This window comes from Amycolatopsis sp. cmx-4-61, from assembly GCF_046548775.1.
GTDB lineage: Bacteria > Actinomycetota > Actinomycetes > Mycobacteriales > Pseudonocardiaceae > Amycolatopsis.
The window spans coordinates 50,252-66,561 of the sequence record NZ_JAEBEI010000030.1 but is presented as its reverse complement, the minus strand read 5'-3'; the positions used below and the strand labels follow the sequence as shown (position 1 = coordinate 66,561).

At 68.8% G+C, this 16,310-nt stretch carries 14 protein-coding genes; 7 read left to right on the top strand and 7 right to left on the bottom strand.

Going from position 1 to position 16,310, the window contains the following annotated elements; genetic code table 11:
* Positions 1-235 precede the first annotated feature (235 nt).
* From ACLJOU_RS43820 to ACLJOU_RS43810, 3 genes are all read right to left on the bottom strand, one after another.
* On the bottom strand, positions 236-1,879 hold the full coding sequence (locus tag ACLJOU_RS43820) for a hypothetical protein (RefSeq protein WP_410575202.1): 1,644 nt from the start codon (positions 1,877-1,879) through the stop codon (positions 236-238).
* Positions 1,876-3,831, bottom strand: a complete 1,956-nt coding sequence (locus ACLJOU_RS43815; protein ID WP_410575201.1) for a hypothetical protein — start codon at positions 3,829-3,831, stop codon at positions 1,876-1,878. The genes ACLJOU_RS43820 and ACLJOU_RS43815 overlap by 4 nt, the downstream gene beginning before the upstream one ends.
* Before the next feature lie 155 nt (positions 3,832-3,986).
* On the bottom strand, positions 3,987-4,460 hold the full coding sequence (locus ACLJOU_RS43810) for a hypothetical protein (protein ID WP_410575200.1): 474 nt from the start codon (positions 4,458-4,460) through the stop codon (positions 3,987-3,989).
* A gap of 170 nt (positions 4,461-4,630) precedes the next feature.
* On the opposite strand from ACLJOU_RS43810, the gene ACLJOU_RS43805 reads away from it, so the two are divergent.
* The 5 genes from ACLJOU_RS43805 to ACLJOU_RS43785 all read left to right on the top strand — a co-directional run bounded on the left by ACLJOU_RS43805 (position 4,631) and on the right by ACLJOU_RS43785 (position 10,494).
* Positions 4,631-6,412 (top strand): serine/threonine-protein kinase, encoded by a 1,782-nt coding sequence (locus ACLJOU_RS43805; protein ID WP_410575199.1) that lies wholly within the window; start codon positions 4,631-4,633, stop codon positions 6,410-6,412.
* Positions 6,413-6,495: 83 nt separating this feature from the next.
* Positions 6,496-7,689 (top strand): right-handed parallel beta-helix repeat-containing protein, encoded by a 1,194-nt coding sequence (locus ACLJOU_RS43800; protein WP_410575198.1) that lies wholly within the window; start codon positions 6,496-6,498, stop codon positions 7,687-7,689.
* A complete protein-coding gene (locus tag ACLJOU_RS43795) occupies positions 7,686-8,477 on the top strand; it encodes an FHA domain-containing protein (RefSeq protein WP_410575197.1) in 792 nt (263 codons plus the stop codon). Before ACLJOU_RS43800 ends, ACLJOU_RS43795 begins: the two co-directional genes overlap by 4 nt.
* Positions 8,474-9,298, top strand: coding sequence for a hypothetical protein (locus tag ACLJOU_RS43790; RefSeq protein WP_410575196.1), 825 nt, complete (start codon positions 8,474-8,476; stop codon positions 9,296-9,298). The genes ACLJOU_RS43795 and ACLJOU_RS43790 overlap by 4 nt, the downstream gene beginning before the upstream one ends.
* Positions 9,299-9,690: 392 nt before the next feature.
* Positions 9,691-10,494: a response regulator transcription factor gene (locus ACLJOU_RS43785; RefSeq protein ID WP_410575195.1), complete on the top strand. Its 804-nt coding sequence runs from the start codon at positions 9,691-9,693 to the stop codon at positions 10,492-10,494.
* A 96-nt stretch (positions 10,495-10,590) separates the two neighbouring features.
* Here the strand turns inward: ACLJOU_RS43785 and ACLJOU_RS43780 are convergent, their stop codons facing one another.
* On the bottom strand, positions 10,591-11,250 hold the full coding sequence (locus tag ACLJOU_RS43780) for a class F sortase (RefSeq protein WP_410575232.1): 660 nt from the start codon (positions 11,248-11,250) through the stop codon (positions 10,591-10,593).
* 53 nt (positions 11,251-11,303) lie between these two features.
* Complete coding sequence (locus ACLJOU_RS43775) at positions 11,304-11,786, bottom strand: hypothetical protein (protein ID WP_410575194.1); 483 nt, start codon at positions 11,784-11,786, stop codon at positions 11,304-11,306.
* Between the two features lie 695 nt (positions 11,787-12,481).
* On the opposite strand from ACLJOU_RS43775, the gene ACLJOU_RS43770 reads away from it, so the two are divergent.
* Both ACLJOU_RS43770 and ACLJOU_RS43765 read left to right on the top strand, forming a co-directional pair.
* Entirely contained in the window at positions 12,482-12,925 is a 444-nt protein-coding gene (locus tag ACLJOU_RS43770) for an MmpS family transport accessory protein (RefSeq protein WP_410575193.1), read from the top strand.
* Between the two features lie 123 nt (positions 12,926-13,048).
* Positions 13,049-14,143 carry a VanZ family protein gene (locus ACLJOU_RS43765; protein WP_410575231.1) on the top strand — a complete coding sequence of 365 codons (1,095 nt, stop codon included), beginning with the start codon at positions 13,049-13,051 and terminating at the stop codon, positions 14,141-14,143.
* A gap of 48 nt (positions 14,144-14,191) precedes the next feature.
* Here ACLJOU_RS43765 and ACLJOU_RS43760 read toward each other — a convergent pair whose 3' ends face one another.
* Both ACLJOU_RS43760 and ACLJOU_RS43755 read right to left on the bottom strand, forming a co-directional pair.
* Positions 14,192-14,830: an NAD(P)-dependent oxidoreductase gene (locus ACLJOU_RS43760; protein WP_410575192.1), complete on the bottom strand. Its 639-nt coding sequence runs from the start codon at positions 14,828-14,830 to the stop codon at positions 14,192-14,194.
* A 23-nt stretch (positions 14,831-14,853) separates the two neighbouring features.
* Entirely contained in the window at positions 14,854-16,218 is a 1,365-nt protein-coding gene (locus ACLJOU_RS43755) for an MFS transporter (RefSeq protein ID WP_410575191.1), read from the bottom strand.
* Positions 16,219-16,310 lie beyond the last annotated feature (92 nt).

Genomic DNA, 16,310 nt, shown 5'->3' with positions numbered 1-16,310 from the left:
TCTCCTTCAGTGGGGTCCCATGCCCCGCTTCTCCGACCGGCCGCTTCTGGCCCTCCGAGTGCTGATCATCATTCTTCCGGCCTCCTTTGTAGACCCCCGCAGCTCGGATCGACGAGGCACTCGAGCACGTCCGCAAGGGCAGTGCTCGCTACCGCGCCGTACTCGACTTCCCAGAACGGGGAATAGCTGCCCGGCCCGGTGGACGGGCCTTCTTCGCCTCCCCCGGTCGGGCGAGTCAGCCGGCGCAGTGGTCGAGACGGTAGTGATCGAGCTGTTGCGGATCGCCGAGTGTCTGGCACTGCGTCCTGTAGGGAGCGCTTTGGTGTGTCGCTGTGGGGAAGGTGAGGACGGGAACGGGCCTTCCGACGGGCCAAAGGTCGTTGGCTGGTTGCTGTTCCGTCCAGTAGAAGTCGCCGGCGGCTCCTCGGATGGGTGTGTCGCGGTAGGCGGTGAGCTGGTCGCGGATGTCCGCCGGCCCGGGGAGAGCCTGTTTCTGGCTGTACACCGAGTGGATCGCGGTGACGGCGGCGGCGACCGCGTCGTGGTGCATGATCGCGTAACCGTCGGCCAGGTCCGCTTTCGGAAAACCGGCTGAGCCGGTGGTGAAGGCGGACACGAAGGCGTTGTACTGCGCCGGAGCGGCGATGCCCTCGGCCCAGCCCTCGGGATCGGTCGACGATGCCGCGACGATGGTCACCTTGGCGTCGAGGAGATCCTGGGTGTTCAGGGGTTCCGCGTCGGCCCCCGGCTGGTCTCCCGGCGTGATGACCAGGCCGGTGATCCCGGTGGCGAGCACGAGCTGCCGGCCGGCGGAAGGACCGCGGCGGAACTTGAGGCTGCGGACCAGGCGCGGGAGGTCGGCGTCGCGGCCGGCGTAGAAGACGACCGACGGGTCCTCGATGCTGATCGAGTTCACCGCGTCCTGGAACAGCCCGGTCGAGCCCGTGCTGGGTGGAGTACTGCCGTTGAACCAGGCTTGGTGGTTGTTGAGCGAAAGGCTGCTGAAGACGTCGACGAACGCCGCGCCGAGGGTCTGCACGTAGTTGTCGTGGTTGCGGTCCCGGACGAGGAATCCCGTCGTCACCGTGCCGAGGCTGCCGGCCAGCGCTTCGACGTAGGCGTGGTTGGAGGGTGAGACCTTGAACAGCCCCGGCTTGTCGTTCGCGATGCCGGTTTCGCGAGTGGTCATGTCGTCCGAGGTGAGGACGCTGCCGATGCTGGGCAGGTGCCAGCGGGCGTTGAGCTGCTTCGCGGCGTCGCGGGTCTGCGGCACGCTGACACCCATGCCGGTGACCGCGACCAGCGGGTGATCACCGGTCGTGAGGTCACCCAGCTCGGTGACCACGTCCGGCCAGGATGCCTGGTCGGCGCCGACGTTGGCCAGAACCAGCTGAACCAGCGGCTTGGGGTCACCGTAGGCGGTGATGCCGCCGTTGGTGCGGGCTTGGGCGGTGTAGGCGCCTTCGAGGGCATGCACGATCGGGCCGGCGGCGAGCTTGCTGTCCGGCTTCGCGGTCATCGGCATCATCACGGCCACCCGCACGTAGGGCTCGCCGGAGCGGGCCACCCGCTGGTTCTCTTCGACGATCTTTTTCACCACGGCCGACATGGCGGTGTCGTCGGAACCGAACGCGTAGGGCAGGTCGACGAGCCAGCCGATGCATTGGCCGTCGCCGGCCCGCCGGGACAAGGTGTGCCCGTCGCCGGCCTGTCCGGGGGTGCCGGGACATTCCGCGGCCTCGTCGGCCAGGTGATCGACGAGCCACCAGGTGCCGCCACCCAGCAGCAGGACGACGATTGCGGCCAGGACCAGCAGGCGGCGTCGGCCTCGCGTACGGGTCTCCGGGCGCTGCGGGTAGCTGTAATCGGTCTCGGTCACGAAGCTCCTTCGCCGGTGGCGGCCCGCAGGCCCGGGTTCGCGGCGGGCCGTGTGCGGGCGGGGCGCCAGCGGCGCGCGGTCGTCTGGTGGAAGTCGATCAGATCGGTCAGCTCGTCACAGGTGTCGTCGAGATGCTTCGCCACCTCCTCGAGGCCACCGGCGATGCGCAGGTGCAGAGCACGGCGGTTCGCGCAGGACAGCGGATCGGCCGCCGTCCACAGCCGGTGCAGCAGCGGCGGCAGGAACGCCGGCCAGCTGCCGGTGGGTGCCGCGCCGCGGACGCCGCACGACGGGGCGGCGGCCACGTTCACCAGCAGGGCCAGCCATTCCGGCAACGGCAGGGCGGCAAGGCGCTGAGCGAGCTCGTCCAGCACCGGCCGCACCTTTCCCAGAGCCAGGGTGTGGTGCAACCTCCGCGCCGACCCGGCGTCGTCGCCGGGCCAGGGCACGTTCGCGAGCAGTTCGTGGGTGCGGCGCCAGTTCCACGGGTGATCGTCGTCGCGGGCCGCCAACCTGCGCAGCAGCACGGCACGCAACACGGTGGTCGTCGTGGTGGCGGCGGTGCGATCCCACATGTCCAGCGGCAGGACGACGTCACCGGCGCGGTCGGTGACGCGGGTGAGCAGCCGCCGTCCGTCCTGGAGGTCCCGTGCCGCCGAGCAGGTGATGAGGGTGTCGATCTCCTCCTCGCCGAGTCCGGCGAACAGGTACTCGGCCAGCGCCTGCTGGACCGTCGCCCGCGAGTGGGGCAGATCCAGCAGGTCTTCGGGATCGACATCGCGGCCCGCGGGTGAGGCGACGACGTCGATGAGGAACGTCGCAGCACCCGGGTGCCCGCCCGTGATGAGGTGGACGGTGCTGGCGAGGCGAGGATGCCGGCGGGGTTCCGGCAGGGTGGCGACCAGTTTCCGGGTCTCGTCCACCGACAAGGGCGGCAGCGTGCGCCGGGCCCAGAGCCGGTGGTCGCCGTCCGCGTGCGGCACGTCCCTCAGGCCGGTCAGTTCGAGGATCGTGGCGCGCTCCGCGGGTGGCAGCGCGGCCAGCAGAGTTCCGCGGCTGGTCCCGGCGATCACCAGCGGAGCGGGCAGATCGACCCCGGCGTCGGCGTCCAGCGTGCGCACGGACGCCATGGCGCGCAGGAACGCCGTTCCGAGCGCGCAATCGAGATTGTCCAGCAGCACCAGGCAGTTGACCGCCCACTCGCCCGCGCGCCGGGCCGTGCGGAAGTTGTCGCGCAAGTCGGCGAGCAAGGCATCGCACAGCAGCTCGTCGGACTGGCCCCCGGCATCGGCCAGCGCCGGGTGCCTCAGCGCGGTGTTGAGGTCGATCAGCTGGCCGACCGGATCGAGCGGTTCGTGCCGATCGCGGTGGCCGTACCAGCTGCGTGCCCGGCCGAGCGCATTCCGCGTCAGCAGCCGTTCGGCGATCCCGTCGACGGCGGCGTCCACCGCCAGTTCCACCAGGTTGCCCGGCGCCTCGACCGGTGTGGGCACCTGCTTCAAGGCCTGCTGGGCCACCCCGCTGAGCACTCGCTTGAGGGTGGCGAGCCCGAGCCGTTGATTCAGCATGCCTTCGACCTGCCGGCGCGCACCGCCGGGATCATCACCGTCCAGGTTCAGCGCAGCGGCCTGCAAGCCGATGACCAGCCGGTCGAACCGCAGCGACCCGTAAATCGGGCAGCGCCGGGAAAGCTGTACGGCGATCGCGGCGAGCAACTCGGGAATGGCCTCGTCGCCGAGGTGGTCTTCGACCGCCGCGACGTCGAGGTAGGAATAGGGGATTTTTCCCGCCCATCCGCGTGCCAGCTCATTCAGCAGGGCGGTCTTGCCCATTCTCGCGCCGCCCTCGAACACCACCGCCGGCAGATACCCGGCAGGGCCGTTCTCCGGCCGGAGCAGCAGCTGCCGCACCAGTTTCGGCTCCATCGTCCGGCCGTAGAGCTGGGCTGCCACAACACCTCCCCCGTCGCGCCGTACGTCAGCGCCACTGCACCAGTCGCGGAAACCCGCCAAGCGTTACACGAAGCACCCGAAGTGAAGTCCGTTCAATTGACCTAACGCGCCCGCCGGCCAAGCGGGACGCGGGGATGCCGATTCCACCGTCTCCGTCACCACCGCCGGAGACGGTGGCCGGCGTCCCCCCAAAGCGAAGCGAGCCGGACTCCGTCTTCGGTGAAGAAGAACATGGCTCCTGCGACCGCCGCGCCGAGACCGGATACGGTGGCCAGCAGCGGCAGCACGTAGCGGAGCGGGGGTGCTCCGCCGAGCGCGTCCAGGGCCATCAGGCGGATGGCCGACGGCGTGGCGATCACCGCCCCCAGCAGGAACAACCCGAACCAAGCCAGCTTCCGCCGCCGGCGCCTGGCGGGGCTGAACACCCGCACCGGCAGTCGGCTCTCGCACCAGCCGCAGCTCACCGTGGCTTCGAGGAAGCCGGTGGCGGGCCGCGGAACCGGGATGTCGCTCAGCGAGTACCGGACGATGGTCGTGTACCTGACGAGGTACTCACGGCGCTGTTCGCCGCGGATGCAGGCCAGACGCACCTGCGGATACTCGCCTGGCTTGGCCACGGTTCCCCTCACGACTCCCCTGTGCTGCGTGACGCGTCCGCAGTATCGGGCGGGATCCTCGGGACCGGTCCCGAGGACGGGCCTCGCGGCCGTTGCTCTCGAGTCCGGGACTGGTCCCCGGCCACACGCCCCCAGGTGACGCGCCGTTAGCGGTCCGACACGCGATTTCGTACACTCCCGGGGTGGCTAAGGGGAGGGTCGTGGCCAACCGTTACCGGTTGGAGGAGGAGCTCGGCCGGGGTGGCATGGGCGTTGTCTGGCGGGCGGTCGATCTCGAGCTCGGCCGTCAGGTGACGCTCAAGCGGGCCCTGGGCGAGGACGCCGGGCAGATTCGCCGTGAGGCGCGGATCGGCGCCGGGCTGCTGCACTCGAACGTCGTCACCGTGTTCGACACCGTCGTCGACGGGGACGCGCAGTGGCTGGTCACGGAGTACTTGGCCGCCCGGAGCCTCGAAGACCTCGTGGACGACGGGGGCCCGCTGCCCGAGGACCGGGTCCGGCGGATCGGCGCGCAGCTCGCCGCGGCGCTCGCGGACATGCACGCCCGCGGCATCGTCCACCGCGACGTCAAGCCGGGCAACGTCCTGGTGACCGCGGACGACGTCGCCAAACTGACCGACCTGGGCATCGCCCGCTGGACCGAGGTCACCCGCACCGGCGGCGCCCAGCTCACCGGCACGCTCGGGTACGTCGCGCCGGAGGTGGCCGACGGCGCCGAAGCCGGGCCCGCCTCGGACGTTTTCTCCCTGGGGGCCACCCTCTACGCCGCGATCGAAGGCCGGTCGCCGTGGGGCTCGGGCGAGGACGGCCCGTTCGCGCAGATGCGCCGCGCCGCCGCCGGGCGGTTCGCCCCCGCCGAGCGCGCCGGGCGGCTGGCGCCGGTGCTCACCGCGCTCATGGCCCGGCACCCGGCCGATCGGCCCGCCGCCGCCGAAGCGGTCACGCTGCTCACGGCGGACGCGCCCGCGCCCCGGCGGTCGCGACGCCGGCTCCGCCGGCAGCTGCTCGCCGGCGCCGCGGTGGCGGCGGTGGCCGCGCTGGTGGCCGGGTTCGTCCTCGCCCGGCCGCTGTGGACCACCACCGGCAGCGCCCCGGCCGGGGCGAACACCCTCGGCGCCGACCCGGCCGCGACGGACCCGTGCGCGGCGATCGCGCTCAACTCGCTCACCGGGTTCGGGGAGCCGTTCGTGGACCCGGAGGTGCTGAACTTCGGCACCTGCGTCGTCACGACCACGCTGCGCGCGAAGGCCGGGCAGGTGCAGACCCGGCTCGATCTGACCGGCCCGCTGCGGTACCCGCCCCGGCCGCCGGTCCCCGGCAAGATGGGCGAAATCGAGTACCCCGAGGCCCACGACGGCTCCTGTGAACGCGCCATCTCGCTGGCCGACGCCAACCGGATCGTCGTCACCTCGCGTGCGGTAACGGACGCGAAGGACGCGCCGGTGTGCTCCTACTCGGAGTCGGTGCTGTCCGGCGTGCTGGCCACGCTCGCGAACGGTCCCCTGCCGCGGCGCACTCAGCCGTTCCCGGACCGGTCACTGGCGCGCGTCGACGCCTGCGGACTGCTCGACGACGCCACGACGTCGGGCGTGCTGGGCCAGGTCAAGAAACCGGACCGCGGGTTCGGTGGCTGGGACTGCACCTGGGAGCACGATCCACGCACGATCACCGTCGAGTACAGCCGGGAATGGCCGATCGAGGCGGACGAGGACGTGCCGGGCGACCGGATCCGCATCGGGAACCGCAGTGCCGTCGTGGCGCCGGTGCCCGGTGGGCACCCGGAGTGCGCCGTCAAGGTCGTGCACCGCACCTACACCCCGGACCTGCCGGTGCTGAAGGGCACTCCGCAGACCCGGGAGGAAGTCGTCGTGGTCACCGTCGAGGACACCTCGGCCGCCGGCGGGGACGCGCTGTGCGCGACCGCGCGATCGCTGGCGGACGTCCTCGTCCGCCGGCTGCCGTGAACCGGGGACCGGTCCCCGGCGGTCCCGGCTAGAAAGGGAGGGCCGAGGCCGGGTTCGCGGGCCGGAGGAGACGGGACGGGAAAGTGGCGATACGGGTGCTGGCCGGTGTGGCCGTCCTGGCGGTGGCCGTGGCCGGTCCGGCAGTCGAGGGGGCTGCCGGAACGGTGCCGCGGACCTGGCGGGTCGGCCCGCACGGGAAGTACGCCACGGTGCAGGCCGCGGCCGACCTCGCCCGGCCGGGGGACACGGTCGCGATCGAGGCCGGCACGTACCCGGGCGGGCTGACCATCCGCCGTGACGGCGCCCCCGGCCGCCCGATCCGGTTCGCCGCCATCGGCGGCTCCGCCGTGCTGGCGGGCGCCGGCGGCCTGGCCGTCGGCAGTCACGGCTGGCTGGAGTTCACCGACGTGACCGTGTCCGGCTCGACCCGCTTCGGCGTGTACGCCGACGGCGCGCACGACCTCGTGTTCGACCGGTTCGGCGTCGACGGCTCCCGCGACGGCGGCCTCGTGCTGGTCGGCACCCGGCGGGTCCGGATCACCGGCTGCGACATCCGCGGCACCAACGCGCGCGGCACCGCGGCCGACCACGAAGCGCTCAGCATCGCCTCCGGCTCGTCGGACGTCGAGGTGTCCGGCTGCCGCGTGCACGACAACGGCGAGGAAGGCATCGATGTCAAGTACGACGACGAGGCCCGGGTGAAGGTCCACCACAACATCGTCACCGGCAACCGCGGGCCGGACATCTACGTCGACTCCTCGTCCACTGTGGACGTCTACGCCAACGTCGTCGGCGCCACCCGCGAGGCGACCAAGGCCGGGATCGGGCTCGCCGTCGAGGACTACTCGGAAAGCCGGCTGCTGTCGAAGGTCCGGGTCTTCGACAACCTGTCCACCGGTAACGCGCAGGCCGGGCTGAGCCTCTGGGCCGAGTCGAGCGGAACCATGCGGGACCTGACGATCGTCAACAACACCTTCGCCGGCAATGCCCGCGGCTCGCTGCTCATCGACGCCGACCGGTTCACCGGGACGAACATCCTGCGGAACAACGTGTTCGGGGACGGACCCGTCGCCCCCGGCCCGTTCGCCGCCGACCACAACTTCGCCGGAAACCCGGAATTCGCCGATTCCGCCCGCGGTGACTACCACCTCGCCAAAGGTTCGGCCGCGATCGACGCCGGCAGCCCCGAATGCGCCCCGCCCTTCGATCTCGACGGCGTCGCCCGGCCCGCCGGCGCGGGCTTCGACATCGGCGCCTACGAACGGAGGTGGCCGTGACCACCGAACGCCTCGACCCGCACCGGCGGCGCAGCCTGCGTCACGGCGTCGACGGAAGCGTGCCGGGTACGTTGAGCGCCCTCGCCGTCACCGGCGGCGTCGCGGTGCCGCCGTCGCCCGGCAACCGGCTGACCTTCGGGCGCAACCGGCTGGAGGTCGACGTCTGCGTCGGCGAGGAAGACGTGCGGATCAGCCGGGTCCACGGGCTGCTCGTGCGCGAGGGGGACCGCTGGTGGCTCAGCAACACCGGCCGCTCACCGATCCGGCTGTCCGACAACGTCCTGCTGCACCGCGACAGCGAACCGCTGCCACTGGCCGACGGCTACACCGCGCTGTTCCTGCGCGGCGCTCGCGAGCACGTGCTGGAGCTGCTCGTCTCCGACGGCGAGCCCGATGGCGCCACGCGTCGCCCCACGCACCCGACGGCACCGCCGAAACGCTGGCGGCTGTCCCCGGAGGAGCACCTCGTGCTGGCGGTGCTCGGGCAGCGTTACCTCGGCTACGACCCCCACCCGCTGCCGCTGTCCCGGCAGCAGGCGGCCGCCGAGCTCGCCGAACGACGGCCTCGCGAGAACTGGACGGTCAAACGCGTCGAGCACCTCGTCTCCCGGGTCCGGCAACGGCTTTCCGACGCCGGGGTGCACGGGCTGCGACGGGAGGAGGTGGGCGAACCGGTGGGACTGACCTTGACCGTGAACCTGCTGCGGGAGCTGGTGCTTTCGACGACGCTGGTGCCGATGGACCTCGAATGGCTCGAGCTCCCCGACACCCCCCTGCTGCCCGGATGAGGGACATCGACGTGACGTGGCTGAATCGGCTCACCGAAGCGCTGTCAGAAGATTCGTATATCCAAGCTTCGCAGCAATCCCATTACCGGATGCTGGCCGAAGCGATTCTCGACAACCAGCCTGAGTGGGTGGAAGCCCAGCGTCTGGTCGCCGTGTACGAGCAAGCGCTGTCGGTGGCTGATCAGCTTCGGAGGTTCACCGGCCAGGTCGCCCTGCATTCCGTCGACGTGCAGATCATGAACCTGCCCCGGCTGGGCAGTAGCGAATTCGGCCAAGGGTACGCCGCGGGACTGCTTGCGGGACGTCGGCATCACCTGTCCGAGCGACTCGGATCTTCTCCGCTACCCCCCGCGCGCGTCCCGGACTATCTGCTGCAGCCCTACGACCACGATATCGAACTGCCCGATCCCGAAACAGCCGCAGCAGGCGTCACCGAATTGCTGTCAAGCTGGCTGCGCGGTGGTCGGCCGACGGAAAGCGCCGAAGCGGCCGTACGATTGGCATCGGTGACCACCTCGGTGGCCCAGAAGTCCCTCGGCGTCGCCCAAGCGCACATCGGCGAGGTCCAGACCGAGATCGCGGACTTGACCGGCGCACTCCGGGCGCCCGGTGATCTTGTGGTGACGAACCGGTCGGTCCGGTCGGTCCTCCGGAGCGAACTGACGACCTTGAGCGCGGCCGTGCGTCGGTCGGCGAGTCCCGGCAGCGGATTCGGCGGAGGCTTCTACACCGCCTGTGAGCACGTGAGCCGGCTGCTTGACTCCCGTGCGATCAGCCTGCGCTTTCCCCGCGCCGGGAACCGAGCGAGCATCGAGTGGTGAGCGCAGGGCCGCGCACACAGTCGGACTAGCTGATCAGATAGGCGTCGGCATGTGCACACCTTTGTGCGGTGCAACAACGCAGAGTCATCACGGCGTACTCCCCTATCCACGGCCCGGTCATTGAAGCTTGCGCATAAGTGGTCACTCTTTTTACAGAACGTGACAACCGGCGGTGAGCCTCCCCGAAAGATACCGACCGGCCCCATGCCCTGCAGTGGCAGCCTTGCCAGCGGTCAAATACGGTGGCCACAAGCCTGGAGCTTACCGTCGAACGGATGTCCACGAATGACCAAAGGTGTCACCGGTGAGAACTCAGGGTGGCCTTCGCCCCCAGCGCACTTCCCCTTGTTGCCAAGTGATCGCCGAGAGTCGTTGTGAGTGAATCTGTAGTCGTGGTGGAGCCGAACCCGGTCGTGCGCTTCGGCCTTTGCGGCATGCTGAAAACCTGTATCGGAAGTGAAGTCAGCGCGCACGTCCCGGCAGTGGACGAACTTACCGAGGGAGAAAAGGCGTCCTGCACGATCGCTGTTTTGGGTCCGGGAGTACAGCTTGCTGAAGTTCAGCAGTTTGCAGAAACGTGCCTTGTCTCACATTTGCGCTTGATAGTCCTGATCAATGCTCCGCAGCCGGAAGCCGTCCTTCGAGCAACAAGTATCGGCGTTGCTGCCGTGCTGAGTCACAACTCCGGGGTCGTCGACATGCAGGCAGCGGTAGAGGCGGCGCGCGGCTCGGGGTTCTATGCCAACTCCGACTGTTCGGCTGCTATATCTTCGATGGCCTCCAGAATAACGACCGCAATAGACTGTTACGATCAGGGCGTACTGCGCAACCTCCCGGCTCAGGAGGTTGCCGTACTCTCTTTGCTGGGTCGCGGTCGCAGCAATGCACAGATCGCCAAGGAGATGCATATATCAGAATCGAGCGCAAAAGCGCATGTTTCGCACCTGCTGAGCAAATTGGGTGCCGCGAATCGCGCGGAGGCGGCCGTACTCGCCAGCATCTGCGCCGTAGCCGAAGTCGATATGGGCGAAGGGTCCGGCGTTCCCGAGCCAGCTCTCTCGGGGATCGTGCCCGCGCGCAATCTCGCCCAAGATGACGGCTCGCGCAGGACGGCTCAACATTCCCGATCAGCCGCGCTTCCGCCTGAAAATTCAGCCAGGCGAGATGTTCCGCGATCGCGAGTTTCCACGGAGTGAATAGTGCGCCACTTCTCGGGCCGGCGCAGGGCACGGACGTCACGGATGCGTCACTCACAGCCCCGGCCGGGGCCCGACGTCTCGCCATCGCCGGGGTCAATGATCCAGCGCAGCATAGACGACAATGTTGTCGACGTAACTATGCGCTTTCCGGTCGAACTTGCCGCCGCACGTGATGACCCGCAACTCCGGACCAGCAGTATCCCCATACACTTCATCGGTGGGGAAATGATTCTTGGCCACCGCGGTCGTGCGGGTCACCCGGAAGTGCAATTCGCGTCCATCACGCCGTGCGACAACGACGTCGTCACCAGGACGAAGTTCCTTCAACCGGAAGAAAACCCCCGGCTTCCGCATGCCGTCCACATGGCCCAAGATCACCGCCGGCCCTACCTCCCCCGGGGTGGGCCCGCCACTCCACCACGCCGCCTGACCCGGATTCTCGACCGGCGGCACCTCCAGCGACCCATCGGCCTGCAGCCCCACTGCCACTAGCGACGACTGAGCGCCGATCTTGGGAATCTGCACCCGCGTCGGCTCCGAACGCGCCAGACCCGATGGCGAGGCCGGCGCGGAACCGGCATTCGACGGTGACACCGGCAGAGAGCCGGGGCCCGATGGCGAGACCAGCGAGGTGCCGGAAACCGACGCCGGGGGCCGGCCCCCCACCGGACCACCGCAAGCGGCGAGCGCGCCGACGACGACGATCGCCGCAAGCCGTGTCCACCAGCCGGTCCGCCGCGTACGTGCGAACAAGAGTGTCCGACGCGACGCACAGACCGTCGCGTCGGACACCCCGATTCGTGCACTCACCGCACCGCTGCCTCGACGGCCGTACCGCCGCCGCCCGTTTCGACGCCACCCTGCGGCTTCTTCGCGACCTCCGGCTTCGTCGACGGGTGGCTGGGCTTCGCGGAGGTGCCGCGGTTCACCGTGAAGACAGCGTTCACCCGACGGGACTCATTGCCGCTGGAGTTGTCACCCTCGCAGGTCGCGTAGTACGTGTACTTGCCGTCGGCGGCATTCGATTGGACTTTCCCGGAGAACTCGCTCTTCGCCAAGCCGGAAATGCCGAGTGGGTCTTGGCCGGTCGCACCGATCGCACGAGCCGTCCAGCCGTCGGCACAGGAAACTTTCACAGTCACCTTGTCGCCCGGCTTGCCCGCTGCCGGGGAAAAGGTCAGGGAGTCGCCGCCGGCTGCCGTCGCTGCACCGTTCAGCGTAGTCAGGCCGACGACTCCGACGGCCACGAATGCCAGAACTCGTGCACCCGTCTTCCGGAAACTGGTCATGCTGCGCACCTTTCCTGTCGATCAATGAGCTATCCTCGCGAGCGCTTCTTGCGTACTCACGGGATTACGGGAATCGAATCCGTTCGGCAAGTTCAACCGTTCGCGCTCGACCGTAGCATGGAGTTTTTGTCCAACGCGTGGACGCGTAAGGAGTTCGCACCAAAGAGTGGCGCGAAAATACTTTATGACATTTTAGAATATCGATCGTCGCCGAATCGCTGGCAGAACGGTCACCGAGCGATGGCGATCCGGCCGGGAGCCGGTCGCCCCGGAGCTGCCACAAGCAGGTGCGGCCGTCGATCGAACGGCTTCGATGCGCCGTCAGGGACACCTGTCCCACGGTGCGCGACCAGCGCTCGATCGGGTGAACTCACCCGCTGCGACGCATCAGCGGGCCGCCGCAGGGAACCTGGTGCGAGCCAGTTCGGTACCGGGCTCGGGAGCGTCCTCCGCGGAGGGCGGCGCGAGCCGATCGCGTGAACCGCAACAGCACCGCTCGTCAGAGCTCGCGGTGCGGCTGCGGGCACTCGCCCTCCGCCGGTTCGCAGACAAGGAGGTGCTGCCTTCGATTCGTTCGGAGCCAGCTATTCACCTACATGAGTGCCCATTGACGTGGTCGACTCGCGATGCAATGTCGTCGTGCCTACCGTGGCAACGAAGAATCTTGCCGACGCGAGAGAGAGGAGGATGTTCCGATGTCCGCCGGAAAAGTCATCTTGGCAATAGCCGTTGTCGCGGCACTGTTCTTCGCGGGAGCGGTCGGCTGCCGCGCTTTTCGGACTCGCCTGATCGACTCCTACGCCATCACCTACCAGGTGACCGCCAATTCCGGCAGCGTGCAGAAAATCGACTACGCACACTCGCCGGACGGCGATCGAGATGCCGAACCGGTGACCGAGACGGTCGACAAAGTCAGCACGCCGTGGAGCCAGACGACGATCGTCGGAGCGGGCCGCTCAGCTCGAGTGGTCGTGACCCCGGCTGTGGACGCGGTGGCCGGTTGCCGGATCGTGCTGGACCAAGAGCTGGGCCCGGCGAAAGAAAAAGTACTCAGTCACCAACTGGCGTCCACGGCCGGCCATCCGGTCACGTGTCAAGTGACGTTGCCGGCGGACGAGCGTTTCGGAGACGGGCGATGAGGTTGCGGCGCGTCGCCGACGAGGACCGGACTCAACTGTCCCCCACCCCTGACCGAAGCGGCCGCGGTGCCTGACCGATTGACACCGGCAGCCGCCGCAGTCGTCGCGGCATGTGCGTTGAGCGTGCTTCTGTTCCTTCCCTACATCGCGCGACAGTACCGACGACGGGGTCAGCTCGGCCTCGGCCACACTGCTCTGTCCTTCGCGGCGCTCGTCTCCGCCGTGGCGGTCATCACGTACACGTTGCTGCCCCTGCCTGAGCTGACTCCCGACTTTTGCAGCAGATACGGTTACGGGGCACAATGGCGGCCGTTCCAGTTCGTCGCCGACATGGTGCGGGAGCAGCGTCGCCTTGATCTGCACGGTGCCACGGGAGTGTTTCGGAATCCCGCCCTGCAGGTGCGGATGTTCAACGTCGCGCTGTTCGTCCCGCTGGGGATGTTCTTCCGACACCTGTTCCACCTGAGCATCCGGAACTGCGTCGCTGCCGGGTTCCTCGTGTCCGCGTTCGTGGAGCTGACCCAGCTGACCGGCGTGTGGTTTCTCTACCCGTGCGCTTACCGGCACTTCGATGTGGACGATTTGATCGCGAACAGCGCCGGCGCCGCCCTCGGAGCCATGCTTGCGCCGGTGCTCAGGCTGGTGCCGGGCCAGTACAGTCAACAGCCACCGGACCAACCGCGAGAGGTCACCACGTCTCGTCGATGGCTGGGCATGCTGTGCGACGTTTGGTCTTTCTGGTTGCTGGGCACCGTCTTCGCCGTCCTGTCGGCCACGTCGCTTTCTGCATCGCCGACGCAGCGGGTGACCACTTGGGACAACGTCGTGAACGCAACCGTGTCGAGTTGGCTGCCCGGCTTGCTGCTGTTCGTGCTCGTTCCGGTGACCTGTCGGGGGGCGACTCTCGGGCAACAGGCCGTGATGCTTCGGCCGTCCACAGTGGAGGGTGGTACGCCGTCGACATTCCGCACCGTTCTCCGGACCGGCTGTGGCTTGACCCTGTACGCCACGCTGACCGGCCTGAGCGCGCTGGGGCTCCCCACCGCGGGCCTCGCGAACTTCGTCCTGCTGATCCACGGTGTCGCCGTCCTGTTCACGCGCAACCATCGTGGCCTGTCCTGCGCCTTGGCCGGACTGCAGATGAACGACGCTCGGACAAGCCTGCGAGCGCTTCGGTCGCCACCCGCCGAGGGCGTCTTAGGGGTCAGTTCAGAATGAGTCGGCGTGCCGCCTCGCTGAGAGTGACGCCCGTGCCCGCTTTCGCCGTCAGTGCGCGAGGGTGGGACGTCGTCGTGACCACGTGTCCTCGGTGGCGGCCTGCAGGACGAACCGGGCGAGGTCGCTACGGTTGATCGTGGTGCCGCCCTCGGGGTTCTCGTTGTCGCCGATCCGGTAACCGCCGCTCACCGGTTCGTCGATGATCCGAGAGGGGCGGACGGCCGTCCAGCTCAGCTCGCTGCGTTCGAGGATGTTTTCCATGGTTTCCATGTCGCCGTAGAGCTCGCGCATGACGGTGCGCGCTAGGGCGCGGTACCACAGGGGGTGGTGCGGGTCGCCGCGTCGCACGCCGCTGGAGGAGAGCACGACGATCCGGGCGACGTTTTCCGCGGCCATGGCGGTGACGAAGTGGCGGGCGCTGCGGGAGTACAGACCGCCCGAGTGGGTGCCGGACGGTCCGATCGCGGAGATGACGGCGTCTTGACCGCGTATCGCGGCGTGTACGTCATCGTGATCGAGGACATCGCCCTTGACGATCTCCAGTGCAGGCTGCAGTTCTTCCGGTACCCGGCGGAACGTGTCCGGGTTGCGGACGACGGCGCGGACGTGGTGGCCGGCGTGGAGGGCCTGCTCGACGATGGCGTGGCCGGTGGCGCCGTTGGCGCCGAAGATGACGAGCTTGCTCATGACTTTCTCCTTTTGCGGGTGGGTTAGTGCTCGACGTCGGCGGCGACGCGAGGCAGGAGCGGCACGGCCGCCAGGCACGCGGCGATGACACCGGCGACAACCAGGAGCGTCGTCGTCATGGCGGGGATGCTGCCGCCGCTGGTGATCGCCGCGAGGAAGACGCTGGTGACGGTGGCGGAGCCGACGCCGTTGGCGACCTGCTGGACGGCGCTGAGCGAGCCGCTGGCGGCCCCGGCCTCGTGTGGTTCCACGTCTCCGAGCGCGAAGGTGAAGATGGTGCTGAAGCAGATGCCGGCGCCCAGCCCGATGACGAACGTCGCGATGGCGTTGTGCCACCATGTCGCGTCCACGCCGATCACGTTCACCACGAACAGCAGGAGTCCGGCGCCGGTCAGGGTGGTGAGCAGTCCGCCGAGGACGAGGTTGCGGCCGAGCTTGGGCGCGAGTGCGGTGCTGATCCCGGAGCCGCCCATGATGCCTGCCGTGAGGGGGATCAGGTTGAGCGACGTCCCGGTCGGTGAGTAGCCGAGGCCCAGCTGGAAGAACAACGAGATCACGTACATCAGGCCGCTGAAGGCGGCGAACACGAGCAACCCCATCACCAGCCCTGAGGTGAACCCGCGGTTGCGCAGCAGTGAGCGGGCCAGCAGCGGCTGATCGCTGCGGGCTTGACGGCGGCAGAAGACGGCGAAGAGAACCACCCCCGCCACCGCGGCGCCGATCGCGGGTGCTCCCCAACCGTGATCGGAGCCGGTGATCAGTCCGAAGAGGAAGCTGAAGAGCGAGACGGCGAGCAGGCCGCTCGCGACCAGGTCGATGCGAACGGTTCGGTCGGCTTCGACTGCGGGCAGGAAGCGGAGAGCCAGCACCAGTGCCATACCGCCGAGGACGACGTTGATCAGGAAGACGGGCCGCCACTGCAGGCCGAAGAGGTCGATGTCGATGAGGATGCCGCCGAGAAGGGGGCCGGCGACCGCGAAGATGCCCAGCATCGGGGCGAAGAGCCCGAACGCCTTGCGGACCGCGTCCTTGGGGAACGTCGCGGTGATGATCGCCATGCCCTGCGGGATGAGCAGCGCCCCGAAGGCTCCCTGGGCGACTCGCGCGCCGATGAGCATGCCCGGGCCGACGGCGAGGCCTGCCACGGCCGAGGCGAGGACGAACCCGGTGAGGCCGACCAGGAAGGTCCGGCGTTGCCCGAAGCGGTCGCCGATGCGGCCGCCGAGCACCAGCAGCGAGCCCAGGGCGAGGGCGTAAGACGCGCCCAGCCACTTGATCAGGCTCGGCCCGGCGCCGAGGTCCGCGACCAGGGAGGGCGCCGCGACGTTGGCGATGGTCGCGTCGATCAGGTCCATGGCGTCCGCGAGCAGGACGACGACGAGCGTCATCGCCATGGCTCGTCTGGATGCCAGCGGCCGGAACGGATCAGTTGAAGTAGTCATTGAGGGCGTCCTCGGTAGGGGGCGACTTGAACAAACGC

Coding starts and splice junctions, on each gene's coding strand:
- ACLJOU_RS43790 (WP_410575196.1), top strand. CDS start 8,474: ATGAGGGACATCGACGTGACGTGGCTGAATCGGCTCACCGAAGCGCTG.
- ACLJOU_RS43775 (WP_410575194.1), bottom strand. CDS start 11,786: ATGACCAGTTTCCGGAAGACGGGTGCACGAGTTCTGGCATTCGTGGCC.
- ACLJOU_RS43770 (WP_410575193.1), top strand. CDS start 12,482: ATGTCCGCCGGAAAAGTCATCTTGGCAATAGCCGTTGTCGCGGCACTG.
- ACLJOU_RS43760 (WP_410575192.1), bottom strand. CDS start 14,830: ATGAGCAAGCTCGTCATCTTCGGCGCCAACGGCGCCACCGGCCACGCC.
- ACLJOU_RS43755 (WP_410575191.1), bottom strand. CDS start 16,218: ATGACGCTCGTCGTCGTCCTGCTCGCGGACGCCATGGACCTGATCGAC.